The sequence below is a fragment of the Luteimonas vadosa genome (assembly GCF_039543545.1).
GTDB classification, from domain to species: domain Bacteria; phylum Pseudomonadota; class Gammaproteobacteria; order Xanthomonadales; family Xanthomonadaceae; genus Luteimonas; species Luteimonas vadosa.
On record NZ_BAABJY010000002.1, the window covers coordinates 826,144 to 851,780 of the forward strand.

Annotated in this window: 26 protein-coding genes and 2 tRNA genes; 10 read left to right on the forward strand and 18 right to left on the reverse strand. The window is 68.9% G+C overall.

Annotated features, from left to right (window positions below; translation table 11 throughout):
* Positions 1–42: 42 nt before the first annotated feature.
* The 3 genes from ABD970_RS09605 to ABD970_RS09615 all read right to left on the reverse strand — a co-directional run bounded on the left by ABD970_RS09605 (position 43) and on the right by ABD970_RS09615 (position 3,938).
* Entirely contained in the window at positions 43–2,175 is a 2,133-nt protein-coding gene (locus ABD970_RS09605; protein WP_345295249.1) for a putative bifunctional diguanylate cyclase/phosphodiesterase, read from the reverse strand.
* A complete protein-coding gene (locus ABD970_RS09610; RefSeq protein ID WP_345295709.1) occupies positions 2,172–3,059 on the reverse strand; it encodes a phosphate/phosphite/phosphonate ABC transporter substrate-binding protein in 888 nt (295 codons plus the stop codon). The genes ABD970_RS09605 and ABD970_RS09610 overlap by 4 nt, the downstream gene beginning before the upstream one ends.
* A gap of 108 nt (positions 3,060–3,167) precedes the next feature.
* Complete coding sequence (locus tag ABD970_RS09615; protein ID WP_345295250.1) at positions 3,168–3,938, reverse strand: RNA methyltransferase; 771 nt, start codon at positions 3,936–3,938, stop codon at positions 3,168–3,170.
* An 88-nt stretch (positions 3,939–4,026) separates the two neighbouring features.
* On the opposite strand from ABD970_RS09615, the gene ABD970_RS09620 reads away from it, so the two are divergent.
* Positions 4,027–4,854, forward strand: a complete 828-nt coding sequence (locus tag ABD970_RS09620) for an inositol monophosphatase family protein (RefSeq protein ID WP_345295251.1) — start codon at positions 4,027–4,029, stop codon at positions 4,852–4,854.
* A gap of 75 nt (positions 4,855–4,929) precedes the next feature.
* Here the strand turns inward: ABD970_RS09620 and secF are convergent, their stop codons facing one another.
* The 6 genes from secF to ABD970_RS09650 all read right to left on the reverse strand — a co-directional run bounded on the left by secF (position 4,930) and on the right by ABD970_RS09650 (position 11,179).
* Complete coding sequence (gene secF, locus ABD970_RS09625; RefSeq protein ID WP_345295252.1) at positions 4,930–5,898, reverse strand: protein translocase subunit SecF; 969 nt, start codon at positions 5,896–5,898, stop codon at positions 4,930–4,932.
* Positions 5,899–5,989: 91 nt separating this feature from the next.
* Complete coding sequence (secD, locus tag ABD970_RS09630) at positions 5,990–7,849, reverse strand: protein translocase subunit SecD (RefSeq protein ID WP_345295253.1); 1,860 nt, start codon at positions 7,847–7,849, stop codon at positions 5,990–5,992.
* A gap of 152 nt (positions 7,850–8,001) precedes the next feature.
* Positions 8,002–8,346 carry a preprotein translocase subunit YajC gene (yajC, locus tag ABD970_RS09635; protein ID WP_345295254.1) on the reverse strand — a complete coding sequence of 115 codons (345 nt, stop codon included), beginning with the start codon at positions 8,344–8,346 and terminating at the stop codon, positions 8,002–8,004.
* Positions 8,347–8,480: 134 nt separating this feature from the next.
* Positions 8,481–9,611, reverse strand: a complete 1,131-nt coding sequence (tgt, locus tag ABD970_RS09640) for a tRNA guanosine(34) transglycosylase Tgt (protein WP_425563099.1) — start codon at positions 9,609–9,611, stop codon at positions 8,481–8,483.
* 5 nt (positions 9,612–9,616) lie between these two features.
* A complete protein-coding gene (gene queA, locus ABD970_RS09645) occupies positions 9,617–10,693 on the reverse strand; it encodes a tRNA preQ1(34) S-adenosylmethionine ribosyltransferase-isomerase QueA (RefSeq protein WP_345295256.1) in 1,077 nt (358 codons plus the stop codon).
* A 51-nt stretch (positions 10,694–10,744) separates the two neighbouring features.
* The gene (locus tag ABD970_RS09650) at positions 10,745–11,179 is read right to left on the reverse strand and encodes an Lrp/AsnC family transcriptional regulator (protein WP_345295257.1); all 435 of its coding nucleotides are present in this window, start codon (positions 11,177–11,179) and stop codon (positions 10,745–10,747) included.
* Positions 11,180–11,319: 140 nt separating this feature from the next.
* Between ABD970_RS09650 and ABD970_RS09655 the strand changes: the two genes are divergently transcribed.
* Both ABD970_RS09655 and upp read left to right on the forward strand, forming a co-directional pair.
* Positions 11,320–12,819 carry an aminotransferase class III-fold pyridoxal phosphate-dependent enzyme gene (locus tag ABD970_RS09655; RefSeq protein ID WP_345295258.1) on the forward strand — a complete coding sequence of 500 codons (1,500 nt, stop codon included), beginning with the start codon at positions 11,320–11,322 and terminating at the stop codon, positions 12,817–12,819.
* 237 nt (positions 12,820–13,056) lie between these two features.
* Positions 13,057–13,689 (forward strand): uracil phosphoribosyltransferase, encoded by a 633-nt coding sequence (upp, locus tag ABD970_RS09660; protein ID WP_345295259.1) that lies wholly within the window; start codon positions 13,057–13,059, stop codon positions 13,687–13,689.
* A 57-nt stretch (positions 13,690–13,746) separates the two neighbouring features.
* On the opposite strand, the gene ABD970_RS09665 is transcribed toward upp, so the two are convergent.
* The 8 genes from ABD970_RS09665 to rsmD all read right to left on the reverse strand — a co-directional run bounded on the left by ABD970_RS09665 (position 13,747) and on the right by rsmD (position 19,881).
* The gene (locus tag ABD970_RS09665) at positions 13,747–14,469 is read right to left on the reverse strand and encodes a hypothetical protein (protein ID WP_345295260.1); all 723 of its coding nucleotides are present in this window, start codon (positions 14,467–14,469) and stop codon (positions 13,747–13,749) included.
* A gap of 21 nt (positions 14,470–14,490) precedes the next feature.
* Positions 14,491–14,895, reverse strand: coding sequence for an MAPEG family protein (locus ABD970_RS09670; protein ID WP_345295261.1), 405 nt, complete (start codon positions 14,893–14,895; stop codon positions 14,491–14,493).
* A gap of 20 nt (positions 14,896–14,915) precedes the next feature.
* A complete protein-coding gene (locus ABD970_RS09675; protein WP_345295262.1) occupies positions 14,916–15,806 on the reverse strand; it encodes an MBL fold metallo-hydrolase in 891 nt (296 codons plus the stop codon).
* 136 nt (positions 15,807–15,942) lie between these two features.
* The gene (gene ggt, locus ABD970_RS09680; RefSeq protein ID WP_425563079.1) at positions 15,943–17,706 is read right to left on the reverse strand and encodes a gamma-glutamyltransferase; all 1,764 of its coding nucleotides are present in this window, start codon (positions 17,704–17,706) and stop codon (positions 15,943–15,945) included.
* Positions 17,703–17,957: a YfhL family 4Fe-4S dicluster ferredoxin gene (locus tag ABD970_RS09685; RefSeq protein ID WP_345295263.1), complete on the reverse strand. Its 255-nt coding sequence runs from the start codon at positions 17,955–17,957 to the stop codon at positions 17,703–17,705. Before ABD970_RS09685 ends, ggt begins: the two co-directional genes overlap by 4 nt.
* A 209-nt stretch (positions 17,958–18,166) precedes the next feature.
* Complete coding sequence (locus tag ABD970_RS09690) at positions 18,167–18,667, reverse strand: hypothetical protein (protein WP_425563080.1); 501 nt, start codon at positions 18,665–18,667, stop codon at positions 18,167–18,169.
* A 43-nt stretch (positions 18,668–18,710) separates the two neighbouring features.
* Entirely contained in the window at positions 18,711–19,214 is a 504-nt protein-coding gene (gene coaD, locus ABD970_RS09695) for a pantetheine-phosphate adenylyltransferase (protein WP_345295264.1), read from the reverse strand.
* Between the two features lie 64 nt (positions 19,215–19,278).
* Positions 19,279–19,881 (reverse strand): 16S rRNA (guanine(966)-N(2))-methyltransferase RsmD, encoded by a 603-nt coding sequence (gene rsmD, locus ABD970_RS09700; protein ID WP_345295265.1) that lies wholly within the window; start codon positions 19,879–19,881, stop codon positions 19,279–19,281.
* Between the two features lie 119 nt (positions 19,882–20,000).
* Here rsmD and ftsY point away from each other — a divergent pair, with 119 nt between their 5' ends.
* The 4 genes from ftsY to ABD970_RS09720 all read left to right on the forward strand — a co-directional run bounded on the left by ftsY (position 20,001) and on the right by ABD970_RS09720 (position 23,872).
* Entirely contained in the window at positions 20,001–21,155 is a 1,155-nt protein-coding gene (gene ftsY, locus ABD970_RS09705; RefSeq protein ID WP_345295266.1) for a signal recognition particle-docking protein FtsY, read from the forward strand.
* Positions 21,152–22,441 carry an AsmA family protein gene (locus tag ABD970_RS09710; RefSeq protein ID WP_345295267.1) on the forward strand — a complete coding sequence of 430 codons (1,290 nt, stop codon included), beginning with the start codon at positions 21,152–21,154 and terminating at the stop codon, positions 22,439–22,441. The genes ftsY and ABD970_RS09710 overlap by 4 nt, the downstream gene beginning before the upstream one ends.
* Positions 22,438–23,487 carry an A/G-specific adenine glycosylase gene (gene mutY, locus ABD970_RS09715; RefSeq protein ID WP_345295268.1) on the forward strand — a complete coding sequence of 350 codons (1,050 nt, stop codon included), beginning with the start codon at positions 22,438–22,440 and terminating at the stop codon, positions 23,485–23,487. The genes ABD970_RS09710 and mutY overlap by 4 nt, the downstream gene beginning before the upstream one ends.
* 109 nt (positions 23,488–23,596) lie before the next feature.
* Entirely contained in the window at positions 23,597–23,872 is a 276-nt protein-coding gene (locus ABD970_RS09720; RefSeq protein WP_345295269.1) for an oxidative damage protection protein, read from the forward strand.
* On the opposite strand, the gene ABD970_RS09725 is transcribed toward ABD970_RS09720, so the two are convergent.
* On the reverse strand, positions 23,848–24,291 hold the full coding sequence (locus ABD970_RS09725; protein ID WP_345295270.1) for a DUF6491 family protein: 444 nt from the start codon (positions 24,289–24,291) through the stop codon (positions 23,848–23,850). The genes ABD970_RS09720 and ABD970_RS09725 overlap by 25 nt on opposite strands.
* A gap of 161 nt (positions 24,292–24,452) precedes the next feature.
* Here ABD970_RS09725 and ABD970_RS09730 point away from each other — a divergent pair.
* From ABD970_RS09730 to ABD970_RS09740, 3 genes are all read left to right on the forward strand, one after another.
* Positions 24,453–24,528 (forward strand) — tRNA-Phe (locus ABD970_RS09730).
* A gap of 34 nt (positions 24,529–24,562) precedes the next feature.
* Positions 24,563–25,414, forward strand: a complete 852-nt coding sequence (locus ABD970_RS09735) for a tetratricopeptide repeat protein (protein WP_345295271.1) — start codon at positions 24,563–24,565, stop codon at positions 25,412–25,414.
* A gap of 82 nt (positions 25,415–25,496) precedes the next feature.
* A tRNA-Val gene (locus ABD970_RS09740) sits at positions 25,497–25,571 on the forward strand.
* The last annotated feature ends 66 nt before the right edge of the window (positions 25,572–25,637 follow it).

A 25,637-nucleotide genomic window follows, 5' to 3' on the forward strand; every position in this document is an offset into this window, starting at 1 on the left:
AGACTGTTCTGACTGCGGCGCAAGGTATGGCCTGCCCGCCCTCTAGGTCAGCAAGCCCTCGATGTCCTGCGCCGTGACCGGGTGGCTCAACCAATAGCCTTGGGCGAGGTCGCAGCCGCGCTCGCGAAGGATGTCGAACTGCCCCTCCTTCTCGACCCCCTCTGCGATCACCGTGATCCCCAGCGAATGCGCCATCGCGATGATGGCGGTCGTCAGCGCCAGGTCATCCGGGTCGCGCAGGACATCGGCGATGAAGCTCCGGTCGATCTTGACGCCGTCCACGGGCACCCGGCGGAGGTGGCTCAGGCCCGAGAAGCCGGTACCGAAGTCGTCGAGCCAGACCTTGACCCCGGCGTTGCGCAGGCGCGAGAGCAATGCACTGGCGCGCAATTCGTCGCCGATCACCGCTGTTTCCGTCAGCTCGATGTGCAGGCACTCCGGCGCCAGGTCGACGTCTTCCAGCTGGCGTTCCACCTGCTCGGCCAGGTCCCCGCCGCGCAGTTGCCGCGGCGATACGTTGACCGATACGAACATGCCCGCGGCGGCCGGGAAATCCCGCTGCCACTTGCGCAGGTCCTCGCAGGCCGCTCGCAGGACCTGCGGGCCGATGGTTTCGATCAGCCCGCTCTGCTCTGCCACGTCGATGAACACAGAAGGCGCAACGGCACCCTGCTCCGGGTGCTGCCACCGCAGCAGCGCCTCGACGCCCATCAGCGCGCTGTCGGCCATGCGGTAGATCGGCTGGTAGGCCAGGCTGAGTTCACCGCGCTCCCACGCGCCGCGGAGGTCCTGCTCCATGCGGACGCGCCGCTCCACGGCCTGGTCCATCGCCCGGCTATAGAACCGGTAGCAGTTCTTGCCGGCGACCTTGGCCTGGTACATGGCGATGTCGCCGTTCTTGATCAGCATGGCGGCGCTGGCCGCGTCCTCCGGGAACAGGGTGATGCCGATCGAGGTTCCCAGGAACACCGGCCGCTCCTGGACCATCAACGGGCTGTGCAATTCGCTGACCAGGGCTTCGGCCAGCCGGCTCGCCAAGTCGCGCACTTCCCCCTCCCGCCCCGCCTGGCTCTGGATCAGGACCACGAACTCATCGCCGCCGAAGCGGGCCATCACGGCATCCTTGCCACCCAGTCGTTGCACCGCATCGCTGATGCGATGCGAGAAGTTCACGAGGACCTCGTCACCCACGTCGTGGCCAAGCGTGTCGTTGATGCGCTTGAAGTCGTCGATGTCGGCGAACAGCAGCGCAAGCTGGTGACCCGCGCCCCCCAGGTGCATCAGCCGCTGGTCGAGGATCTCCCGGAAAGCCAGGCGGTTGGACAATCCCGTGAGCGGATCCGTGTAGGCCATCCGGCGCATGTCGCGATCCTGGCGCTCGATGCTCTGGCCCATCCTCCCGAATGCACGCACCAGGTCGCCGACCTCGTCCCCGCGCCGGGTTTCCGGCAGTGCGGTGGTGTAGTTGCCGGTTTCGATTTCCCGCGCCGCTTCGGCGAGCTGGCGGATCGGCCTGACCAGGGTTCGCTGCACCAGCAGGCCCACTCCCACGCCGAGCACCACGAGCAGCGCCATGGCCGCCGCGATCCAGCTGGTATGGCGGCGGCCGATCTCCTCGAGTCGCCCGGACATGCCGGCCATCGCCTGCGCCTCGTCGGCGGCGATGGTGGACAACGAATATCCGATGCGCACCCCGCCCAGGCGCTGGTCGCCGATGCGGATGGGCGTGGACACATCGAGGACACGGTCGGTGGACTGGACGTGGGTCCGTCGCGCCGTCACCACCTCGTATGCCAGCGGATCCTGCATGGCCTGCCCGTAGGTGGCGATGTCGCCCGAACCGTCGTGGATCACGTTCCCGCGAACGTCGTAGACGGTGACGTAGCTGACGTCCGGCTGCCGCAGCACGCCGCGGACAACGACGCCGATCGCGTCGAGGTCGAAGTAGTACAAGGGATTGACCAGCGAATCGGCGACCTGCAACGCGGCCGCCTGGCCGCGCGTCCGCAGGCGATCGGACACCAGGCCATGCATCGAATCCCTGCTGAGCCCGATCACTTCCCGCTGCATCACCGCCTGCCGCTGGAGGAGCACCACCACGACGCACAGGATCACGCCCAGGGCGACCATCACGCCGATGATGAACCTGGCATGCAGGCCGAAGCGGAGATTCATTCGATTTCCGATCCCACGCGCTTCACGCCGGCGCGAACGAGTGCCAGGCTGCGCTCGTCTTCCTCCTTGAGCGGCAGGAACCGCGTCGTCTTGAAGAACCGGAGCATGGCTTCGCTCGCATCCGGATCATCAGCGGCGGCGATGAGCACCTCGCGCAGCCTCGCCTTGATCGCGGGCGCCAGGTCGCCCCGCACCATTTCCAGCGCGCGCGGGTACTCCGGCGTCTCATGGAAGACCATCATGTCCCGCCGGTAAAGGTCGGGCACGCGTTGCGGGCTGCGCCAGTCCAGGTTGCTCATGGCACCGGCGTCGACCAGGCGCTTGTGGACCCAGGTCGAAATGTTCAGTTCTGAACGCGCGAACAGGTAGCCGACCGAGTCCGCCACCGGCCGGTCCCGCGGCGAGAGCAGGATCTCCATGGGCAGACCACGTTCGATCAGCGTCAGCGCCGGCATGTAGTAGGCACTGGTCGAGTTGGGGTTCTGGAACGCGACGCTGCGTCCCTTGAGGTCCTCGAGCGAGGCAATCCCGCTGTCGGTGCGTGCGAAGAACACCGTGCGGTATCGGCTGACGCCGCTGCGCTCGGTCACCAGCAGGGGCTCCGCGCCCGCGCCCATCTGCAGCTGCATCCCGCTGGCGGCGGTCTCGGTGACCCAGTCCACCCGCCCGCGGCGCAGGTAGCTGTCCATCTGCTTGCGGTCGCGAGCCATCAGGATGCGCCCCTCGCGGATGCCGACGTCGGCCATCCTGGGGACGACGTAATCGAGCAACGGCTTGAGCTGCCGGTAATGGGCATTGGGGTCGTCGCTGATGCGCCCGAGGACCAGGACGTGGTCCTCCTCGCTGCCATGCGCCACTGGCAGGACCGCGGCGGCGACCAGCATCGCCAGCAGCACGGCGCGCAGGCGGGCGGATGATGCGATCAAGGAGTTCCCTGCAAGACGGATTGCAGCCGGGAGACTAGCGGAATTCATGGCGCGAATCACCTGCCGTCATCCAGATTCGGGCTTTTGTGACGCGAGCCGGGCCATCCGCTGGGCATCCGCCAGCACGCCGCGCAACAGGCGCACCTCGCGGGCATCCAGGCCGCTGCGCATGAAGATGCGACGCAGCTTGCGCATGGCCGAATCCGGCGCGCGCCCCTTGTGGAAGTCGATGGCCTCGAGGGTCTCTGCCAGCTGGGAAAAGAAGCCTTCCAGCTGTGCATGGCTTGCCTGCGTCTCCCGGTGCGCATGGGCGACCGGCGCTGGCGCCTCGGAAAGCAGCGCCAACCGCACTTCGTAACAGAGCACCTGCACCGCCGCGGCGAGGTTGAGCGAGCTGTAGGCAGGGTTCGCCTGGATGTGGACGGCCGCATGGCAGAGCTGGAGCTCCTCGTTGTCCAACCCGGTGCGCTCACGGCCGAAGACCAGCGCCACCTGCTCCGTCGCCGCGGCCGCCTTCAGGCGGAGGGCTGCCTCCCGGGGCGCCAGTTCCTCGAGTGCGATGCGCCGGCTCCGTGCGGTGCAGCCAAGCACCAGGCGGCAATCGCCGATGGCCTCGGCGAGCGTGTCGCAGCGATCCGCCCCCGCAACCACGTCGTCGGCCCCGGCCGCCATCGCCTGTGCATCGGCATGCGGGAAGCGTTCCGGGGCGACCAGCACCAGTCTTCCCAGCCCCATGGTCTTCATGGCCCGGGCGGCGGCACCGATGTTGCCTGGATGCTGGGTACCGACCAGCACGATCCGGATCCGGCCGGCGATGGCATCTGAGTCGTTGTCCATGGTGCCGATGGTAAACTGCGCCGCGGCCACCGAGCCGCAACGCTCTTTACCCCTGCCGTCCCCCACCTGCGCCCGGAGCCTGCCCGCGATGCAAAAACCTGCCGTCAACATCATGGTCAAGGCGGCCCGCGCCGGCGGCAACATCCTGCTGCGGCACATGCACCGGCTCGATGCGCTCAACGTCGTGGAGAAGGACCGGCTGGACTACGCCAGCGAAGTCGATGGCCTGGCCGAAGAGGCGATCGTCAAGGAACTCAGGCGCGCCAATCCGGAGTACGCCATCCTCGGCGAGGAAGGCGGCGCCCAGAAGAGCCCGCGCGGGCCGAGCCGGTACACCTGGGTCATCGACCCGCTGGACGGCACCAGCAACTACCTGAGGGGCTTTCCGCACTGGTGCGTTTCGATCGCGCTGTGCGAGGGGGCCGAACCGATCCACGCCGTTGTCTTCGACCCGCTGCGCAACGAGCTGTTCACCGCCAGCCGCGGCAGCGGCGCGGTGCTCAACGAGCATCGCATCCGGGTATCGGAGCGCCGCGAACTGGGCGGCGCGCTCGTCTCCACCGGGTTCGCGCCCCGCGAACGCGAGCGCACCGGGGCGCAGCTCGACTGCTTGCGAGAGCTCATGCTCGAGGCCGAGGATGTCCGGCGCGCGGGGTCGGCCGCGCTGGACCTCGCCTACGTCGCCGCTGGGCGCACCGATGCCTACTTCGAGGCCGGCGTGCGCGCATGGGACATCGCCGCGGGCGTGCTGCTGGTGCGCGAGGCCGGCGGCAGGGTCGCGGATTTCCGCGGCGCGGCCCCCGGGCCGATGCACATCGACACCGGCAGCCGCCAGCTCGTGGCCGGCAACGTCCGCATCGTCGATCCGCTGCTGAAGAAGATCTCGTCTTCCGGGTACGCGAAGGCGTTCGCCTGACAGCGCCCCGTCGCCCTTCCCGCTAAGAAAAAGCCGCGCATTGCGCGGCTTTTTCCGTAGTGGCACCCCGGCGGATCAGGGCCGGCGGGCCAGGGCCGCCTCGTCGCGCGCCTTGGGCATCAGGTCCTGCTTGCTCACCTTCAGGAAACCCACAGTGAGCAGGGGGCAGGCGATGAAGATCGACGAGAGGGTGCCGGCGACCACGCCGATCATCTGCGCCTCGGCCATGCCCCTGAGGGAACCGCCCCCGTACAGGTACAGCGCCAGCAGCGCGAGGAAGGTCACCACCGACGTGATGATGGTGCGCGACAAGGTCTGGTTGATCGAAGCATTGAGCACCGTGATCGGGTCGGCGCGCATGCCGCGGAAATTCTCGCGCACGCGGTCGAAGACCACGATCGTGTCGTTGATCGAGAAGCCCATGACCGCGAGCATGCCGGCGAGCACGGTCAGGTCGAACTCCCGCTGCGAGATCGCGAACCAGCCCGCCACGACCAGCACGTCGAACAGGGAGGTGGTCACGATGGCGGAAACGGCGAACTTCCACTCGAACCGGAACGAGATGTAGATGAGGATCCCGATGACGACGAACAGGATCGCGTAGACGGCATTCGTCGCCAGCTCCTTGCCGACCTGCGCGCTGACGAACTCCCGGCCCTGGATCACCGCGGCATTGTCGGACGTCGAGGCGGCAGCACGGACCTGTTCGGCCACGCGCGCGATCACCTCGTTGCCCGTGCCCTCCTGGTCCGGACGCAGTCGCACCAGGATGTCGCTGCCGCTGCCAAACGTCTGCACCTGCGCGCCTTGCAGGCCGGCGCCGTCGAGGCGCTTGCGGATGCCGTCGACGTCGGCGGGCCGCTCAAAACGGAGTTCGACCACGGTGCCGCCGGTGAAGTCGATCGCGTAGTTGAACCCCTTGGTGGCCAGGGCCCCGATGGAGAGGGCCGCCAGGATGACTGCCAGCGTCAGGGTCACCCAGCGCGCGGCCATGAAGTTGATCCGGCTGTTGCTGGGGATCAGGGTGAGCGGAAAGATACTCATGCTGGCAGGCTCGTCGTGACGGGTCGGAGGATGGAGCATTGCGGCGATGCAGCCCTGGCGGCGCATGCCGGGACGGCGCGATAGGCAGCCATCAGATCGCCAGGGTCTTGAGCTTGCGACGGCCGCCGTAGACCAGCGTGGCGAGCGCGCGCGATACCGTGAGCGCACTGAACATCGAGGTCAGGATGCCGATGATCAGCGTGATGGCGAAGCCCTTGAGCGGGCCGGTGCCGAACGCGAACAGCGACACGCCCGCCAGCAAGGTGGTCAGGTTGGCGTCGAAGATCGTGCTGAACGCCTTCTCGTAACCGGCCACGATCGCGGCCCGGGGCGGGATCCCGGCGCGGAGTTCCTCGCGTATTCGCTCGTTGATCAGCACGTTGGCGTCCACGGACATGCCGACCGTCAGCACCAGGCCGGCGAAGCCCGGCAGCGACATGGTCGCCCCGAACAGGGACATCACGGCCACCACCATCAGCAGGTTCACCAGCAGCGCGATGCAGGTGATCACGCCGAACATACGGTAGTAGAGCAGGAAGAAAACCAGGGCGAACACGAACGACATGCCCACCGCCTGGACGCCGCGCTGCACGTTCTCGGCACCCAGGCTGGGTCCCACGATGCGCTCGCGGATGAAATCCATCGGTGCCGCCAGCGAGCCCGACCTCAGCAGACGCGCCAGGCCATCGGCTTCCTGCTTCTCCAGGCCGGTGGTCTGGAACTGCTTGCCGAAGACGCCATTGATGTTGGCGACCGAGATCACCTCCTCGCTGACGCGGAAGCTGCGCACTTCCTCGCCATCGACGGTGCTCACCTGCGGCACGCGCTCGATGTAGACCACCGCCATCGGCTTGCCGACGCTGACGCTGGTGAAGTCGAACATCCGCTTGCCGCCGGCGTTGTTGAGGGTGACGCTCACGGCCGGCTGTCCGTTCTCGTCGTAGGTCGACTGCGCGGCCACCATTTGCTCGCCGGACGCAATCACGCGCTTGCTCAGCAGCACCGGCACCGGATTGCCGTCGATCCCCATCTCGCGGCGGTAGTACACCCGGGCGTCGGGCGGCACGCTGCCGCTGGAGACGGCCGCGTACGGATCGCCGTCGATGACGGCGCGGTATTCGAGGGTCGCGGTGGCGCCGATCATGCGCTTGGCCTCCGCGGTGTCCTGAACGCCGGGAAGCTGCACGATCACGCGATCGCTGCCCTGGCGCGCGATCACCGGCTCGGCCACGCCGATCTCGTCGATGCGGTTGCGCAGCGTGGTGATGTTCTGCTCGATGGCGTCGGCGGAGATCTGGCTCAGCTCCGCCTCCGGGAGCCGGACAGTGATCCGGTTGCCGACCGCCTCGCGCAGCAACGTTGGCTGGGCCGTGGACAGCAGGGACATGGCCCGGTCGGCATCGGCGCCATTGACCAGGGTTGCCACCATGCTGCCGTCGGCGTGTCGCTCCACGGACTCGTAGCGCACGCGGTTGTCGCGCAGGGTCGAACGGATCTCGTCGGCGTAGGCATCCAGGCGCTTGTCCAGCGCGGCCTTCTGGTCGATCTGCAACTCGAAGTGCACGCCGCCCTGCAGGTCCAGGCCAAGCAGCATCGGGCTGGCACCCATGCCCGACAACCAGTCAGGGACGGTCGAGGCGAGGTTGAGGGCGATGATGTAGTCCTCGCCCAGGACCGGACGCAACGCATCGGCGGCGCGCGTCTGCGAACCGAGGTCGGGCAGGCGGACCAGCATGTTGCCGTCGTCCACCGCCACCGACTTCACGGCGACACCCTCGGCCTTCAGCGTCGATTCGATCCGCTGGCGCAAGGCATCGTCCAGCGTGGCGCCGCGATTGGCGGTGATCTGCACCGACGGATCCTGCGGGTAGATGTTGGGCATCGCATACAGCGCGCTCAGCAACACCACGAACACGATCAGGACGTACTTCCAGCGGGGAAATTCGAGCATGCAGCGTTTATTCCTGCAATTCGGTTGAGTGGCCGGGGCGGATGGCGCCACCCGTCGCTTCCCGTTGATCCGCGACGGATGCGGCGGGGGGAGGAACGTGGAGGTGCGTCGCCGGCTCGTCCTTCGTCAGGCGGGTCGCGCGACGCCGGGCGTCACGCGGATTTCAGCGTTCCCTTCGGCAGGACGTTGCCCACCGCCCCTTTCTGGACCCGGACCTCGACGCCGCTGGAGATCTCGACGTTGATGAAGCTGTCGCCGATCGCGCGCACGGTGCCGGCGATGCCGCCGTTGGTGATGACCTCGTCGCCGACCGAAAGCGCCTCGATCATCGCCTTGTGTTCCTTGGCGCGCTTCATCTGCGGCCGGATCATCAGGAAATACATGATCAACAGCAGGATGACCGGGAATGCCAGGGTGGACATCAGGCTCGGGCCCTGCGGCGCGGCCTGGGCGTAGGCGGGGGCGATCAGCAGATCGAGGGGGTTGGGCAGGTTCATCGACAGGTCCATCGGCAAAATAGCGGGGAATTATGCCATGTAGACGGCGGTCGACGCTTTCAAGCTGCCAATCCGCCGCGGGGGGTCGCGGAGCGTGGCCCGGCGCCCGCCCTGGTCCCCACGGGTCGCGGCGATCAGCGGCCGGGTGGCCGATCCGTGGCGGAGCCGGCGGCCTTGGCGGCGTGGAAGGACTCCCGGAACGCGGCGAAGGTTCCCGCCGCGATCGCCTCGCGCATCCGCGCCATCAGCGCCTGGTAATGCCAGAGGTTGTGCAAGGTCCCCAGCATCGGCCCCAGCATCTCGTTGCAGCGGTCCAGGTGGCGCAGGTACGCCCGGCTGAAGCCGCCGGCACAGGCGGGGCACCCGCAGCCCTCCTCGATCGGACGCTCGTCGCGCTCGTACCGGGCATTACGGATCCGCACCACGCCGTCCCTGGTGAAGAAGTGGCCGTTGCGGGCGTTGCGGGTCGGCATCACGCAATCGAACATGTCGATGCCCCGGGCCACCGACTCGACGAGGTCCTCGGGCCGTCCGACCCCCATCAGGTAACGCGGCCGATCCCGTGGCAGCTGCGGGCAGGTGTGCTCAAGCATCGCGTTGCGCTCGGCTTCGGGCTCGCCGACGGCCAGGCCGCCGATCGCGTACCCGTCGAACCCGATCTGCAGCAGCCCGTGCGCCGATTCCGTCCGCAATCCCGGATGGACACCGCCCTGCACGATGCCGAACAGCGCCGCGTCATTGCCTTCGTGCGCGCGCCTGGAGCGCTCGGCCCAGCGCAGCGACAACTCCATCGACGCGCGCGCGACGTCCTCGGTTGCCGGATAGGGAGTGCACTCGTCGAAGATCATGACGATGTCCGCATCCAGCACCCGCTGGATGCGCATGCTCTCCTCCGGCCCCAGGAACACCGTGGAACCGTCGGTGGGGGCGGCGAACGTCACCCCCTGCTCGGTGATCTTGCGGCGGTGGGCGAGCGAAAAGACCTGGAACCCGCCCGAGTCGGTGAGGATCGGCCCGTCCCAGCGGGTGAAGCCATGCAGCCCGCCGTGCGCCTGGATCACGTCCAGCCCCGGCCGCAGGTAGAGGTGGAACGTATTGCCCAAGATGATCTCGGCACCCAGGTCGCGCACCTGGGCCGGCAGCACGCCCTTGACCGAACCGTAGGTCCCGACGGGCATGAACGCCGGCGTCTCCACCGTTCCACGCGGGAACGACATCCGCCCACGTCGCGCCGCGCCATCCGTGGCCAGCAGGTCGAAACGCATGCGGCTCACGGATCGACCCCCTGCCCCGGCGCGGCGTCGCGGGCCTCGTCGCCTCGCGCTGGCCAGAGCAGCATCGCGTCGCCGTACGAGAAGAACCGGTACCGCTCGCGGATCGCGTGTTCGTACGCGGAAAACACCCGGTCCTTGCCCGCGAAAGCAGACACCATCATCAGCAAGGTGCTCTCCGGGAGGTGGAAATTGGTCAGCAGGGCGTCCACCGAACGGATGCGGTACCCCGGGAAGATGAAGATGCTGGTGTCGCCGGCATAGGGCCGCAACCGGCCGTCGACCAGGGCGCTCTCCAGCGCCCGCACGACCGTGGTGCCCACGGCCACCACCCGGCCACCGGCGGCGCGGGCACGCTGGACCTGCTCCACCAGCTGCGCGCCGACGTTGAACCATTCGGCATGCATGCGGTGCTCGCGCACGTCCTCCACCCGCACCGGCTGGAACGTCCCGGCGCCGACGTGGAGGGTGACATGGCCGATCTGGACGCCGCGGTCGCGGAGCCGTTGCAGCAGGGCTTCGTCGAAGTGCAGGCCGGCGGTCGGGGCGGCGACCGCGCCGGACTGGCGCGCGAACACCGTCTGGTACCGCTCGGCATCGGCCGCATCGGGCGTGCGATGGATGTAGGGCGGCAACGGCAGGCGGCCGGCGTCCACCAGCCAGGACTCCAGCGCATCCGCGACATCGAAACGCAGGCGATGGAACCCGCCGTCCCGCGCCAGCACCTCGGCCTCGCCACCCACGTCCAGCACGATACGTCCGCCCGGTTTGGGAGATTTGCTGGCACCCAGCTGCACGCGCGCCTCGTTGCCCGGCAGCAGCCGCTCGATCAGGATCTCGACCCTCCCCCCGCTGTCGGCCTTGTGGCCGAACAGGCGCGCCGGGATCACGCGGGTGTCGTTGAACACCAGCAGGTCCCCCGGCTCGAGCAGGCCCGGCAGGTCGCGCACCTGGCGATCCTCCAGGGCGCCGCCGGCCGGCGGCACCACGAGCAGGCGGCTGGCCGAACGCTCCGGCAGGGGCTGCTGTGCGATCAGCTCCTGCGGAAGGTCGTAGTGGAAGTCCGATTTCTTCACGTCGCGGCGGAACGATGGGGGCCGACTAGTGTACGGACTGCCGGGTCCCGCTCAGCGCTCGAACTTGGTCGACAGGATCACCGAAGAGGTGGTGCGCTCCACGCCCTTGATCGCGCCGATCCGGTCGGTCAGCGTGTCCATCTCGCCCACCGTCGGCACGGCGGCGACCGCGACCAGGTCATGCGTGCCGCTGACCGAATGCAGGCTCCGCACCTCGGGCATCGCGCGCAGCGCCGCGACCACCGTGGGCGACTGCTTGGGCAGCACGGTGATCAGGATGTGCGCACGGATGCGTCCCAGCTCGTAGTCGTCGCCCATGCGGACGGTGTACCCCCCGATCACGCCGGCTCGCTCCAGGCGCTCGATGCGGCTCTGCACGGTGGTCCGCGACAACCCCAGCCGACGGGCGATTTCCGCCGTCGAGGCCCGTGCGTTCTCGCGAAGTGCGGAGAGCAGGGCCTCGTCGGCTTGGGTCAATTTCTTCATAGTGGCGAACCTCTTCGTCATTTCGACGAAAATTGACGGTCGGATAGTCGAATACACCCTACCAAACGACGACCATATCTCGATAATGGGGGATTGCCGCCAAGCGGCCGACACTGAACCCCTAGCCAGGAGGACCAAGGATGACCGTCATCGCCCAACTCGCATCGCTCCGTGCCCACCAGGGCCAGCGCCGCACGACCGGCCTGGACGACGCCACTCTGGTCGGACTTGCCGACACGCACCCCGCCCTCCAGGCCGCGGTCGACGCCGCGCTCGAGGAGTACGCCCGCATCCAGGCCGACTGCGGCGACCTGCTCGATCTCGACGAAGACGCGCAGGTCCAGGCGGTGCAGGACGGTTTCGTCAATTTCTACCCGCAGGATGCCGTCAATCCCTACGTCGCCCTCGCGGCGCGCGGCCCCTGGATCGTCACCCTCAAGGGCGCCGTGCTCTACGACACCGGCGGCTACGGCATGCTCGGCTTCGGCCACACGCCCGAGGCGGTGACCGAGGCGATGGCGCGGCCGCAGGCGATGGCCAACATCATGACCCCCAGCCTGTCGCAGCTGCGCTTCACCAAGGCGATCCGCGCCGAGATCGGCCATACCCGCGGGGATGGCTGCCCGTATGCCAGCTTCATGTGCCTCAATTCCGGCTCCGAGTCGGTCGGCTTGGCCGCCCGCATCGCCGACACCAATACCAAGGCGATGACCGACCCCGGTGCCCGACACGCCGGCCGCAAGGTCAAGCGCGTCGTCGTCTCGGGCAGCTTCCACGGCCGCACCGATCGCCCGGCGCTGTATTCGGACTCGAGCCGCAAGAACTACGTCAAGTACCTCGCCAGCTATCGCGGCGAGGACAGCGTCATCGCGATCCCGCCGTACGACGTCGAAGCGCTGGAGCAGGTCTTCCAGGACGCGGATGCCAACGGCTGGTTCATCGAGGCCATGTTCCTCGAGCCGGTGATGGGCGAAGGCGATCCGGGCCGCGCACTGCCGGTCGGGTTCTACAAGGCCGCTCGCGAACTCACCAAGTCCCACGGTTCGCTGCTGCTGGTCGACTCCATCCAGGCCGGCCTGCGCGCGCAGGGCGTGTTGTCGGTGGTCGACTACCCCGGTTTCGGCGATGCCGAGGCACCCGACATGGAGACCTACTCCAAGGCGCTCAACGCCGGCCAGTACCCACTGTCGGTCCTCGCCCTCAACGAGCGTGCCGCGGGCATCTACCAGCGCGGCACCTACGGCAACACGATGACCGCCAACCCGCGCGCGCTCGACGTCGCCTGCGCGGTCCTCGGCATGCTGACCCCGGACCTGCGCCAGAACATCCGCGACCGCGGTGCCGAAGCGGTGCAGAAGCTTGGGCAACTCCAGTCCGAACTCGGTGGGCTCATCACCAAGGTCCAGGGCACGGGCCTGCTGTTCTCCTGCGAACTCGATCCGCAATTCAAGGGCTACGGCACCGGCTCCACCGAGGAGTGGCTGCGGGAACGGGGCCTCGGCGTGATCCATGGCGGCGCCAACTCGCTGCGCTTCACCCCATGCTTCGACATGGGATCCGACGAGGTCGACCTGATCGTCTCGATGGTCAAGCGGGCCCTGCTGGAAGGCCCGCGACAGCAGCAGTCCGCCGCCGCCTGACCCACTGGCATTACCCTCACCCCCGGGTTCAGCCCGTCTCCCGCCGCGGCTTTAGCCCTTCTCCCGTTCACGGGAGAGGGGTTGGGGTGGGGGGGGCGCGCCAGCGGCGCGCGTGCAACTGGCTGCTGCTGCCACTGGCGCTGCGCCAAGTACGAAGCGAGGACTCGTGGGCGTGCGGGAGGACACAACCAGTGTTGGAGCAGCCCCACCCGCCTCTTTCGCGCTAGTCTCGGCCGCATGAAAGTCGTCGAGGTCCGCCACCCCCTGGTGCAGCACAAGCTCGGCCTGCTCCGTCGCGCCGAAAACAGCACCAAGTCCTTTCGCGAGCTCGCCGCCGAACTCGCCGCCTTGCTCACCTACGAAGCCACCGCCGACCTGGAGACCGAGGACGCCGAAGTCCAAGGCTGGGCCGGTCCCATCCCCGTGCGCCGGATCAAGGGCCGCAAGATCACCCTGGTGCCGATCCTGCGCGCCGGCCTGGGCATGCTGCCCGGTGTGCTCGAGCTGATCCCCGCGGCCAAGGTCGGCGTGGTCGGCATCCGCCGCGACGAAAAGACCCTGGCCCCCGTGCCCTACTACGAGAACCTGGTCGGCGGCCTGGCTGACCGCACCGCCCTGATCCTCGACCCCATGCTGGCCACCGGCGGCACGCTGATCGCCACCATCGACATGCTCAAGGCGGCGGGTGCCACGCGCCTGAAGGGCCTGTTCCTCGTGGCCGCGCCGGAAGGGCTACGGGCCCTGGAAGCCGCGCATCCCGACATCGAGGTCTACACCGCCGCCATCGACGAACGGCTCAACGGGAAGGGCTACATCCTTCCGGGCCTCGGCGACGCCGGGGACCGCATCTTCGGGACCCGGATCGCCTGAAGGGGCTGCCGCGTCCCGCACGGCTCGCGCCTCGGCGCATGGTCGGCCTGGAACGAGTCAGGTCGCCGGTACGTCCATGAGCCAACGCCCCAGGCGCTGCCATGGCGCGCTTTCGATCGCCCATATCTCAACCAGGTGGACCGCCACCATGAAGCCCCCACCCCACAAATAGACGGGATGCACGCGCCGTTGCCGGATCCAGTCGGCTGCGATGGCGACCAGCAACAGGGCGTCGGCGAGCAGGGCGAACGTGACGAAGGGATTGGGTACGCCAGGCATGAGGTGCCGCAGCCTGAGCCAGGCCGGCGCGAGCGCGGAGATCGTCGCCAGCATCAGCAGGCGCTTGTGGGCTTCCCCATCCCGGCGCCAGGCGATGGCCCACGCAACGAATCCACCAAACAGCGCCATTTCGATCAGGATGTTCACCATCTGCCCGATCACGAAGGGGTCGGCGCCGTTCACGAGGTCGCGCCGGGTAGCATGCAGGCCCACCGCGACACCCGACACGACGATGCTTGCGGCCAAGGCCGCGCCGTAGGCGCCCAGGCGGCGGTGCGTCGGCATCCGTCGCGTCTGCACCAGGCCCGACTGCAGGATGAGGAACAACAACCACGAGAAGACAAGGATCCCGTGCACGTGGATCACCGGCGGCGCATGCAACGTCCGCGTCGCCAGGGGGATGAAGTAGGTCGTGGAGAAGCCGGTCAGCGCGATTGCGAGGAAGACCAGCGACATGGCAAGGAAGAAGCGCGTGCGCTGCTGTGGGCGTGCGAGATGCATGGGTTCGTCCCGGGTCGAGGCTCAGCTGGGTATCAACGTCAACCAGACCCCGACCCCGGCCATCGCCAGAAGGTCGACCCAGGTGAGCAGCGTGCCGAAGAACCGTCCGCGCGAGACCCCCGCGGACCCCGATAGGCCCACCGCATGCAGGATCCGCCCCGCCAACAGGACCGATCCGAAAGCCCAGATCCACGGTCCGGGCACGCGGGACATCTCCAGCAATGCAAGCAGCACCAGGGCCAGCGGCACGTACTCGTTGAAGTTCGCCTGCACCCGCATCCGCCGCGCCAGGCGGGCGTCGCCGCCATCTCCCAGGCCGATGCGCGCGCGACGGCGGTGCAGCACGATGGGCACGACCAGAACCATCAGCAGCAAGGCGTGCAGCGATGCGAACAGCAGGGTGACGGTCGGGATGGCGGTCGGCATGGGGTCGCCCTCCCCGGGCGTCAGTGGTGCAGGCTGCGGGCCTGCAGCGAAGGATGCTCGTGGTCGGTGCCGAAGCGTCCCTTGTCATCGCGGGTGAGTTGCGCGATCGCGCACCCGGCGTCGTGGGTAAAGAACAGGTGCACGTCGCGCGCGTGCTTGTCGGCCAGGAAGGCCTGCTTCTCGTCGACCAGGCGTTCGGGATAACGGTCGTAGCCCATCGTAATCGGGACATGCACCCACGGCCGGCCGGGCACCAGGTCGGCGCAGAAGACCACGCCGCCGTGCGGCTGGCCGTCGCGAACATCGGGGCCGAGGATCTCGGCCAGCAGCATGCCCGGCGTATGGCCTTCGCTGTGGTGGAAACGCACGGCGTCTCCCAGCGATGGCGCGCGATCCCCGTCGACCAGTTCCAGGCGACCGCTGGCCTCCAGCATCTCCACCACCCCCGGGATGAAACTGGCGCGGTCGCGCGGATGCGGATCGCGGGCGCGCTCGAAGTGCGCGGCGCCGGTGACGTAGGTGGCGTTGGGAAACAGGAGGCCGGGTTCCCTGCCCGACTGCCACTCGGCCAACAGCCCGCCTGCATGGTCGAAGTGCAGATGGCTCAGGACCACCACGTCGATGTCCTCGTGGCCGAACCCTGCCTCGCGGAGGGAGTCGAGCAGCACGTGCCGCGATTCCTGCACGCCGTAGCGCTCGCGCATGGCTGGCTCGAAGAAGGCCCCAATGCCCGTCTCGAACAGCACGGTCTTGCCATTGAGGGGTGTCGCCAGCAGGCCGCGCGTCGCCAGCGGGATGCGGTTGAGTTCGTCGGGCTCGGCCCAGCGCGTCCACAGCGCGCGCGGCGCGTTGCCGAACATCGCGCCGCCGTCGAGCTTCTGCGTGTTGCCTTCGATCGACCAGAGCTTCATGGCCCGATTGTAGCGCCTGCCGCCGGGCACCTTGCCCGGTCTTCCGGGGCGGGACGGTGCGCTCCATCGTAGCCGCCGGCCTTGGGGCGAGCAGCGCCATCCCGGCACGCGCCTCCGCAGGGAGCGCGGCGCGTTGTCAGGGCTGGGAGGCCGGTGCAGGCCGGACGTCGACGGCCGCCTTGCCGACCGGATTGCGCGGATCCGCACCGCCGCGCAGGACATTGGCGCGGCGGTCCCAGTCGACGATGTGGACGAAGGAACTCCACGGCGCGGCACTTGCCTTGATGTCGTAGCCCATGCCCTCGAGCGCCGCAGCCGTCTCCGCGGAGAACACGCCGGGCTCGGCCGAGATTTCGTCGGGCAGGTACTGGTGGTGGAAACGCGGCAGGTCGACGATCGCCTGCGGATCCAGCCCGATCTCGATGCCGAGCATGGCCAGCAGGGTCAGGGTGATGATCCGGCTACCACCCTTGCCGCCGAGCACGGCGATCTTCCCGGGTCCGACCATGAAGCTCGGCGTCATCGAGCTGAGCATGCGCTTGCCCGGCTCCACTGCATTGGCGTCGAAGCCCATCACGCCGAAGGCATTGGGCGTCCCGGGCTTGAGCGCGAAATCATCCATCTCGTCGTTGAGCAGGAAGCCCGCCCCGTCGACCACCATGCCGGACCCATAGGTCAGGTTGACGGTCTGGGTTGCCGCGACCAGGTTGCCTTCGCCGTCGATGATCGAGAAGTGCGAGGTGTAAGGGCTGTCGGCCGGCGGCAGCCCGGCAGGCAGCATGTCGCTGGGCGTGGCCTTGTCGGGCAGGATCGAGGCCCTCAGGCCGGCGGCGTAGTCATCGCTGGTCAGGCGCGCGACCGGCATGCGCACGAAGTCCGGGTCGCCCAGGTAGACGGTGCGATCGCGGTAGGCACGCCGCATCGCCTCGACGATGAAGTGCACCCGCTCGGGTTCGTCCAGCGCGGCCAGGTCCCAGCCTTCGAGGACCTGCAGCATCTGGGCCAATGCGATGCCGCCCGAGGATGGCGGCGGCGCGGTGACGATGTCCCAGCCCCGGTAGCGGAAGCGGATGGGCTCGCGCTCCTTCACCGCGTACCCGGAGAGATCCTGCGCCGTCCACCGCCCGCCATGCCGGTTCACGTCCGCCAGGATCTTGCGCGCCACCTCACCACGGTAGAAGCCTGCGACCCCCTCCCTGGCCAGCAGCTCCAGCGTGCGCGCCAAGTCCGGCTGCACCAGGGTTTCGCCCAGTTCGGGCGGATCGCCATCGGCCAGGAACACCTTGCGCGTGCCGGCGAAGCGTTCCATCACTTCGCGACGGCTGGCGTAGCCGTCGACGATGCGCGCGTAGACCTCGAAGCCTTCGCGCGCGATCCGGATCGCCGGCGCGAGCGAAGTCGACAGCGGCAGCTTCCCGTAGTGTTCGGCGAGATGCACCAGGCCGGCCGGGAGACCCGGGATGCCCGCGGACAGGGGGCCATTGCGCGCCTTGTCCTGGTCCAGTGCGCCCTCCGCGTCCAGGTAGAGCTCGGGCCGCGCCGAAGCCGGCGCGGTTTCCCGCGCGTCGACCATGACCTCGCGGCCGCTGCCGCCGTCGCGGAGCAGGAAGAACGCGCCGCCGCCCAGGCCGGAGCTCGTCGGTTCGACGACCGACAGGACGGAGGACACCGCGATCGCCGCATCGAAGGCATTCCCGCCCTGCGCCAGGATGGCCAGGCCAGCGTCGGTCGCAAGGTGGTGTTGCGACGAGATCGCGGACCCGGGCGGCTTGGCTGCGAGTGCAGCCGCCGGTTCCGGCGTGGGCACCGGGCGGGTGTCCTGGGCCTGCACCGGGAACACCGGGGCGAACGCCAGCAGCAAGGCCAGCCAGCGGAGACGCGCTCCATGCGACAGGTTCATCGGGCTTCCCTCTGCAGCCGGTCGAGCTTCGCCAGCAGGGCTTCATTGGATTCCGGGTGGACCGGATCGGGGTCGATGCATTCCACCGGGCAGACCACGACGCATTGGGGCTCGTCGAAATGGCCCACGCACTCGGTGCAGCGGGCGGGATCGATCACGTAGATGGTTTCTCCCTGCGCGATCGCCTGGTTCGGGCAGACCGGCTCGCAGACGTCGCAATTGACGCAGGTATCGTTGATCTTGAGCGACATGCGGCCATTGTACGGGCGGGCCGGGCAAGGAACCGGGGCGCCGAGGACCGACCCACTTGGGATTGTGCCGGGTCCCGACATCGGCGGTGACCCCGTGCCGCCCGGAAGATTCCGCGGACGGCGCGAGCGCTGGCAGTTCACGTGCCGGGTTGAACGCGCCTCCCTGGGAAGCAACGCAGCCGCGGAGACCTCCGCGGCTGCGGCCGGGCTTACTTGGCCTCGATGAACTTGTATTCGACGCCCGCCGGTTCGACCGCCGCCTGGACACGGGCATTGTCGGCGGCATCACCGATGAACAGCACGCGTACCCCATCCATCGTGTCCGGGGTCACGCCACTGAACGACTCGACGACGATGTCGGCCATCTTCCCGGAGCTCGGCGAAGCGTAGGCCAGCATGTTGCCCCGGATGATGCCTCGGGCGACATCCGTCTTGGCCTTGTCCAGCATGCGCTCGTACAGGCCGTCAAACTCCTCGGTGCTCTCGGCGGGCAGCAGGTAGACGTAGGGCTGGTTCTGGATGCCTTCCATGTTGCGCGTCACCACGTCCGAGACATAGGTACGCCATTCGGCCGGATCGTCGCCGGCCGGCGCGCTCATCGGCGCCTTGGCCACCGGGGCGGCCACTTCTTCCTTCTTGCACGCCGCGAACGGCAGTGTCAGGCAGGCGACCAGCATCAGCCGGGTCATCGTGCGGTTGGACTTGGTCATCTTGTTTCCCCTTGCTCCAGTGAGTGGTGTTGCTTGGATGAAGTCATGCCGGGTCGCGCCGCCATTCCGCCTGCAGGGCTTCGGAAACGGCGGTCGGGACGAAACCCGAGACGTCGCCGCCGAGGCGGGAAATCTCGCGGACCAGGGATGACGAAATGAAGCCGTACTGCTCCGCGGGCGTGAGGAACAGGGTCTCGACTTCCGGAATCAGGTGGCGGTTCATGCTGGCGAGCTGGAATTCGTACTCGAAGTCCGACACCGCCCGCAGGCCGCGCAGGAGCACGCCGGCACCGACTTCGTCCACGTAATGGGCCAGCAACGAGTCGAAGCCATGGACCTCGACGTTGCGATGGTGCGACAGCGCCTGCCTCGCGAGCTCTACCCTAAGTTCAAGCGCAAGCGCGGGCGACTTCCCCGCGCTCTTGGCCACGCCGACGAACATGCGCTCGAACAGCGGTGCCGCTCGGTCCACCAGGTCGACATGGCCATTGGTGATGGGATCGAAGGTGCCGGGATAGACGGCGATCCGGTTGCGGGCCACGCTCATTCGGACGGGTCGCTGCTGTCGATGGGAAGGCTCCGCCAGTGTAGCAGCGCACGGAACAGGCGGCTCAGCCGCTGCGCCCCCGCGGCCGGCGGCGATGCAGGGCATACCGGGCATCCCGCGTGGCGCCTGCCCTGTGCAGCCGCCAGTCGGGCCCCGCCTGCACCGGAGCGCCTGCCGGCGATTCGACGTACAGCCAGGCGTCGTCCGCGAGCCATGGCCCGAGGCTGCCGAGCACCCTCTCCCAGGACTCCGCGGCGAATGGCGGGTCGAGGAACACCACGTCAAACCGCCCGTGCAAGGGCGCGGCCAGGAACGCCAGGGCATCGGCGCGAACCACGCGCACCTGGTCGCCGGCGCCGAGTTTCGCCACCGCTTGGTCGAGCGCTCCGGCGAGCCTCTCGTCCCGCTCCACCAGCAACGCCTCCCGCGCCCCCCGCGACACCGCCTCCAGGCCCAGGGCGCCGCTGCCTGCAAACAGGTCGAGCGCGCGGGCACCCGGAAGCATCGGGCCCAGCCAGTTGAACAGGGTCTCGCGGACGCGGTCCGAGGTCGGCCGCAACCCCGGGGAATCGGCCACCGGGAGCCGTGTCCCGCGCCAGCGCCCACCGATGATGCGCACGCTGCCGCGAGGTCCTCGATCACCACCTGGTTTGCGTGTCACCGCCATCCATTCTCCGCGCCGTCCGCCGCGAAGGCGCCAACGGGTCCGGTGCTAACATGACCCGGCATTGTCCGCCCTCGCGCCAGACGACGCACCTCCCCTCCCGACGCACTCACGCCGACGCGATGGCCAGCCTGTTCCGCCGCAAGAAACCAGATCCCGTCGCGGACGACGCCTCGTCGCGCCGGCTGAGCATCGACGAGCTCGCGGCGGCCTTCCCGCAGCCGGCGGCCCCACCGCGCAGCGTTGAAGCGGAATCCCCGCCGCCCCCCCTGCCGACGCCTGCCGCCCCGGCCGAGCCGGTTGCGGAAAGCACGCCTTCACCGCCCGAACTTCCACCGGCCGCGACACCGGCAGCCCAAGGCAAGCCCGGCTGGCGCGACCGCCTGCGCGGCAGCAACCTGGCACGCGGCATCACCGGCCTGTTCTCGCGCAACCCCAAGCTCGACGACGACCTCCTCGACGAGATCGAGACCGCCCTGCTGACCGCCGATGTCGGCATCCAGGCGTCCACCGAACTGGTCGAGTCGCTGCGCAAGCGGATGAAGGCCCGCGAGTTCGCCGATGCCCGGTCCCTGCTCGACGCCCTGCGCGCCGAGCTGGTGGCGATGCTCGAACCCGTCGCCAGGCCGCTGGCGATCGACGGGGCGGCGCGGCCGTTCGTCATCCTCACCGTCGGCGTCAACGGCGTCGGGAAGACGACCACGATCGGCAAGCTGGCACGGCGCTACAAGGACGAAGGCCGCACATTGATGCTGGCGGCGGGCGACACCTTCCGCGCCGCGGCGGTCGCCCAGCTGCAGGCCTGGGGCGAGCGCAATGGCGTGGCCGTCATCGCGCAGGGACAGGATGCGGACGCGGCCTCGGTCGCCTTCGATGCCTTGCAGGCCGCCAAGGCGCGCGGCGTCGACGTGCTCATCGCCGACACCGCCGGCCGCCTGCACACCCAACACGGCCTGATGGCCGAACTGGGCAAAATCAAGCGCGTGCTGGGCAAGCTGGACCCTGCCGCACCGCACGAGGTGCTGATGGTGATCGACGGCACGACGGGCCAGAACGCGTTGTCACAGTTGCGCCAGTTCCATGCCGCCGCCGGCGTCACCGGGCTGGTCGTGACCAAGCTGGACGGCACCGCGAAGGGCGGCGTGGTGTTCGCGCTGGCGAGGGAATTCGGCATCCCGATCCGCTACGCCGGGATCGGCGAGCAGCCGGAGGACTTGCGCGTGTTCGACGCCGAGGCCTTCGTCGACGCACTGCTGCCGGAGTCGCTGGAAGGGTGAGCCCCACCCCGGCAACGCCACCGTCGGCGCCGACCAGACGCTGGCTGCCGCGCCTGTTGCTGGCACTGGTCGTCGCACTGGCCCTGGTGGTCGTCGCCACGCGCATCGTGCTGCACCCCGAGCGCTCGGTCCCGATGATCCTCGACCGGCTCGGCGGGGCCCTGGGGCTGCAGCTCACCGCCGGCGGCCAATCCGAACTGGTGCTGCGCGGCACGCCCACGCTGGTGGTGCGCGACCTGGTCGCGCGCCAGCCAGGCGCGGGCAAACCCGTGTTGACCGCGGATCGCGTTTTGCTCTCGTTGCCCTGGTCCACGATCCGCGACCGTGGCCGGCGCCTGGAACTGACCCGCATCGAACTCGACGGCCCGACGCTCGACCTGCCCGCATTGCGGCGTTGGCTGAGCAGCCGCCCACCGGGCGAAAGCCGCATGCCAAGCCTCGGCTCGGGCTTGCGGGTGCGGAAGGGGCGGGTGGATGCCATCGGCTGGCACGCCGAGGGCCTCTCCATCGACGTGCCCCGGCTGCATGCCGGAGCGCCGCTGCAGGTCGCGATGCGTGGCCGGTTCGTCGACCAGCCGACGCAGGTGCCCTTCGACCTGGTCCTGGCGATGACCCGGCCCGCCCCGGAGGCCGGCGTCGCCGTAGCCGGCACGCTCGACGTGCAGCGCCGCGACTGGCGATTGCCAGCCCGCATCCTGTGGTCGGGACCGATGCGCTGGCGCGACGGAGTCCTGATGGTCGCGCCATCCCGACTTGCCTCGTCGGGCGCCTACGTCTCCGGCGATCGCCGTCTGCCCTGGGTGCTGGGCCTGCACGGGCCGTTGCGTTACGCCGACGGGATCGCTTCGCTGGCGCCTGCTGGGGTCGCACTGCGGGGAGAGTCTCCCCTGCCGACCTTTGATGGCCTCGGGGCGCTCGCGCTTGGCGGGCGGCTGTTGCTGCGGCTGGACGGCGTGACGCCGGGTTGGCCGGCAGGCTGGCCGTCGCTGCCGCCGCCGTTGTCGGCGTCGACTTCGCCGGTCCCGTTGCGGCTGGACTACCTGGGCCGGGCCAGCCTTGCCGACGTCGCGAGGCTGCGGCTGCGGCGTGATGCCGCGCGTTTCGACGGCAGCTTCCGAGTGCCCGAGGTCCTGGCCTGGATCGACGACGGCATCGCCGGCCATCCGCTTCCGCCACTGTCCGGCAAGGCGAGCGCGCCGGTATTGGAGATCTCGGGGGCCAGGCTGGAGGGGGTGGAGATCGACATCGTCGATCCGCGCGTGCCAATGCCTCCCACCGTGCCGTGAGCGTTGGCAGCGACGACTTCGCTGCCGGGTTGCTGGCGTGGTTCGACGGCGCCGGCCGCCACGACCTGCCCTGGCAGCATCCGCGCTCGCCGTACCGCGTGTGGCTGTCGGAGATCATGCTGCAGCAGACCCAGGTCCAGGTGGTCGTGCCCTACTTCGAGCGGTTCGTGGCGGCCTTGCCGGACTTGCCCGCGTTGGCGGCTGCCTCGCTGGACGAGGTCCTCGCGCTGTGGTCCGGTCTGGGCTACTACGCCCGGGCCCGCAACCTGCATGCCGCCGCACGCGCTTGCGTCGAGCGCCACGGCGGTGGACTGCCCCGGGATTTCGACGCGCTGCTGGCGTTGCCCGGGATCGGCCGAAGCACGGCCGGCGCGATCCTCGCGCAAGCCTGGGGCGAACGCTTCCCGATCCTCGACGGCAACGTCAAGCGGGTCCTGTGCCGCTACCACGGCATCGAAGGCTGGCCCAGCACGCCGAAAGTCGAACGCCAACTTTGGCAACTGGCGGAAACCCACCTGCCCGCGACGCGCCTGGCCGACTACACGCAGGCGCAGATGGACTTCGGCGCGACGCTGTGCACCCGGCACGCGCCATCGTGCGTGCTGTGCCCGCTGCAGCACGATTGCGTGGCGCTGCGCACCGGACGCGTGGACGCGCTGCCGACGCCCAAGCCCGCCAAGGCGCTGCCACAACGCCACGTCCTGGTGCTGTTGCTCGAGGACCGTGAAGGCAGGGTGCTCCTGCAGCGTCGCCCGCCCACGGGCATCTGGGCGTCGCTGTGGTCGCTTCCAGAAGCCGTCGACCATACCGAGGCACGGGATTGGTTCGAACGCCATGTCCGCGGAAATTACGATGCCGCGACCGCACGGGAGCCGATCGCCCATGGCTTCACCCACTACCGCCTGGAGCTTGCACCGTTGCACTGGCGCGGCGTGACCCCGGCCGGCGTGGTGCGCGACAATGAGGACCTGCGCTGGACGGAACGGGGCGAACTGTCCTCGCTGGGCATCCCTGCCCCGATCCGCACACTGCTCGAAGCGCTGTAGGCGAGCGGTCGTTCCGCCCGACCTTCGCCCGCGGTCGTCGCCGACCGCACCCGACGCCGACCCGGACTTCCCGGCGGCGCCCCCAATGCCCGATGGCCGAGGAAAGCCCATGCCCCGCACCGTTTTCTGCCAGTACCAGCAACGCGACGCCGAAGGACTGGAGTTCACGCCCTGGCCCGGCGAGCTCGGCAAGCGCGTCTACGCCAACATCGGCAAGGAAGGCTGGGCGGCGTGGCTGGCGCACCAGACCATGCTCATCAACGAAAACCGCCTGTCGCCGATGGATCCCAAGCACCGGGCCTTCCTCGAAACCGAGATGGAAAAGTTCCTGTTCGGCGGCGGCGCGGAAAAACCCGCCGGTTACGTGCCCGAAGGCGCGGACTGATCCTGCGCGAGCTTCCCGGCCCGCTTCAACGCCTTCACGTCGAGCGGCCTGATTTCACGGATCCGGCAGGGGAACGGCGTGGATCCGCGACTGAGCGGGGTCACGTCGTCGAACCTCGCATGGACCTGCCCCATCCGGCTGCTCAACGCGATGGCGTGGGCGAAGGCCAGGTCGGAGCATGGACCATGCAGCTCCAGCAGGTAGGCCCTGCTCGGCCTTGGCCAGACCGCCAGCGTGGTGTCTCCAAGCAGCGTCCAGCCGCTGATGCTGCCGTAGTAGCTGAAGCTGTCCACCGGCTCGCCGGCGTGGGCCTGGTAGAGCGCCAGGTTGTTGCTCTCGCGCAATCCGGCATTGGTCGCGCAGGCACCCAGCAGGGCCACGCCCAGCAGCAGGGCCGTCAATCGCAGCGAATCTTTCATCCCGTCTCCTCCCGAGGCCGGTTCGACGGCGGCCCTATCCCGGAAATGCGTCCGAACCCCCGCCCAAACAAGGCCGACGACCCGCCGCGTTCAGCCCCCTGCCTGCCAGCGCGGCTTGCCCGCCCTCCCCGCCACCCGTATCATGCCGCCCTCGCGCCCGTGGCCGGGTAGCTCAGTTGGTAGAGCAGGGGATTGAAAATCCCCGTGTCGGCGGTTCGATTCCGTCCCCGGCCACCACTCGCGGCCCCGCTTCCGCTTCGAGGCAGCGACGATGGCCAAGCCACGCTGGGCAGCCTTTCCCCACGATGCCTCGGCGTTCGCCTACGCAGGCGATGCCCTGAAACGGGCCTGGCCGAAGTTGCATGCCGGCGACTGCGAACCCTTCCCCGATGTCCGTCGTGCAGGCGCCTTGCTCAAGGCCGCGGGCAGCGCCGCGCCGAAGGGCCTGGATGCCGCCGCGCTCGCGCAACGGCTCCAGGATGCATGGCGCGCCTTCCACCGTGGCGACTTCCAGCAGGCCCATGAAGCCGGCAAGGCACTGGGACCGATCGGGGCCTCGGTCGCGGTCAAGGCCATCGGCATCCATGCCACCTACCTGGTCGATTCGGATGCCGAGAAGCTCAAGCGATTCCAGCAGGGCGCGCTGCTCGCCGAAGCGGCGGTGCAGGCGCTCCCGGAGGACGCCAACAGCCATTACCGGCACGCGTTCGCGCTCGGCCGGTACAGCCAGGGGCTCAGCATCGCCAAGGCGTTGAAGGAAGGCATCGCCGGGAAGGTGCGGGCCTCGCTCGAAACAACGCTTGGCCTGGTGCCAAGCCACGCCGAGGCGCACACCGCCCTTGCGCTTTACCACGCCGAGATCATCGACAAGATCGGCGCGGTGATCGGAGGCCTCACCTATGGCGCCAAGGCCGCCGCGGCAGAGAAGCACATCGCCACCGCGCTCAAGCTCACGCCCGCCTCCCCGATCGCTCACATCGAGCACGGCAACATCCTGATGCTGCTCCACGGCGAGAAGCAGGAGGACGCCGCCGCGATCGCCTACGAGAAGGCCGCGAAACTCAAGCCGCTCGATGCGATGGAAGCGCTGGACGCCGCCTTCGCCAGGTCCCAACTGGAATAGCTTGCGACGGGCGGGCAGCTTGCCCGCCTTGCCACGGCCCCGTAGAATCCGCATCCCGATCCGGGCGCCAGCCCCGGACTCCGGGCGGTTAGCTCAGCGGTAGAGCGGCGCCTTCACACGGCGTAGGTCACAAGTTCGATCCTTGTACCGCCCACCACTTTCCTTGTTGCCCTGGACGACCCGGCCCCGCGCCGGGTTTTTCATGCGGCATCGCGCGCGGTTG

What these genes read in the sequence shown, in the direction of transcription:
- ABD970_RS09605 (WP_345295249.1), bottom strand. Translation starts at nt 2,175, where the DNA reads ATGAATCTCCGCTTCGGCCTGCATGCCAGGTTCATCATCGGCGTGATG.
- ABD970_RS09610 (WP_345295709.1), bottom strand. Translation starts at nt 3,059, where the DNA reads ATGCTGGTCGCCGCCGCGGTCCTGCCAGTGGCGCATGGCAGCGAGGAG.
- ABD970_RS09615 (WP_345295250.1), bottom strand. Translation starts at nt 3,938, where the DNA reads ATGGACAACGACTCAGATGCCATCGCCGGCCGGATCCGGATCGTGCTG.
- ABD970_RS09620 (WP_345295251.1), top strand. Translation starts at nt 4,027, where the DNA reads ATGCAAAAACCTGCCGTCAACATCATGGTCAAGGCGGCCCGCGCCGGC.
- secF (WP_345295252.1), bottom strand. Translation starts at nt 5,898, where the DNA reads ATGAGTATCTTTCCGCTCACCCTGATCCCCAGCAACAGCCGGATCAAC.
- secD (WP_345295253.1), bottom strand. Translation starts at nt 7,849, where the DNA reads ATGCTCGAATTTCCCCGCTGGAAGTACGTCCTGATCGTGTTCGTGGTG.
- yajC (WP_345295254.1), bottom strand. Translation starts at nt 8,346, where the DNA reads ATGAACCTGCCCAACCCCCTCGATCTGCTGATCGCCCCCGCCTACGCC.
- tgt (WP_425563099.1), bottom strand. Translation starts at nt 9,611, where the DNA reads ATGCGTTTCGACCTGCTGGCCACGGATGGCGCGGCGCGACGTGGGCGG.
- ABD970_RS09650 (WP_345295257.1), bottom strand. Translation starts at nt 11,179, where the DNA reads ATGAAGAAATTGACCCAAGCCGACGAGGCCCTGCTCTCCGCACTTCGC.
- ABD970_RS09655 (WP_345295258.1), top strand. Translation starts at nt 11,320, where the DNA reads ATGACCGTCATCGCCCAACTCGCATCGCTCCGTGCCCACCAGGGCCAG.
- upp (WP_345295259.1), top strand. Translation starts at nt 13,057, where the DNA reads ATGAAAGTCGTCGAGGTCCGCCACCCCCTGGTGCAGCACAAGCTCGGC.
- ABD970_RS09665 (WP_345295260.1), bottom strand. Translation starts at nt 14,469, where the DNA reads ATGCATCTCGCACGCCCACAGCAGCGCACGCGCTTCTTCCTTGCCATG.
- ABD970_RS09670 (WP_345295261.1), bottom strand. Translation starts at nt 14,895, where the DNA reads ATGCCGACCGCCATCCCGACCGTCACCCTGCTGTTCGCATCGCTGCAC.
- ABD970_RS09675 (WP_345295262.1), bottom strand. Translation starts at nt 15,806, where the DNA reads ATGAAGCTCTGGTCGATCGAAGGCAACACGCAGAAGCTCGACGGCGGC.
- ggt (WP_425563079.1), bottom strand. Translation starts at nt 17,706, where the DNA reads ATGAACCTGTCGCATGGAGCGCGTCTCCGCTGGCTGGCCTTGCTGCTG.
- ABD970_RS09685 (WP_345295263.1), bottom strand. Translation starts at nt 17,957, where the DNA reads ATGTCGCTCAAGATCAACGATACCTGCGTCAATTGCGACGTCTGCGAG.
- ABD970_RS09690 (WP_425563080.1), bottom strand. Translation starts at nt 18,667, where the DNA reads ATGACCAAGTCCAACCGCACGATGACCCGGCTGATGCTGGTCGCCTGC.
- coaD (WP_345295264.1), bottom strand. Translation starts at nt 19,214, where the DNA reads ATGAGCGTGGCCCGCAACCGGATCGCCGTCTATCCCGGCACCTTCGAT.
- rsmD (WP_345295265.1), bottom strand. Translation starts at nt 19,881, where the DNA reads ATGGCGGTGACACGCAAACCAGGTGGTGATCGAGGACCTCGCGGCAGC.
- ftsY (WP_345295266.1), top strand. Translation starts at nt 20,001, where the DNA reads ATGGCCAGCCTGTTCCGCCGCAAGAAACCAGATCCCGTCGCGGACGAC.
- ABD970_RS09720 (WP_345295269.1), top strand. Translation starts at nt 23,597, where the DNA reads ATGCCCCGCACCGTTTTCTGCCAGTACCAGCAACGCGACGCCGAAGGA.
- ABD970_RS09725 (WP_345295270.1), bottom strand. Translation starts at nt 24,291, where the DNA reads ATGAAAGATTCGCTGCGATTGACGGCCCTGCTGCTGGGCGTGGCCCTG.
- ABD970_RS09735 (WP_345295271.1), top strand. Translation starts at nt 24,563, where the DNA reads ATGGCCAAGCCACGCTGGGCAGCCTTTCCCCACGATGCCTCGGCGTTC.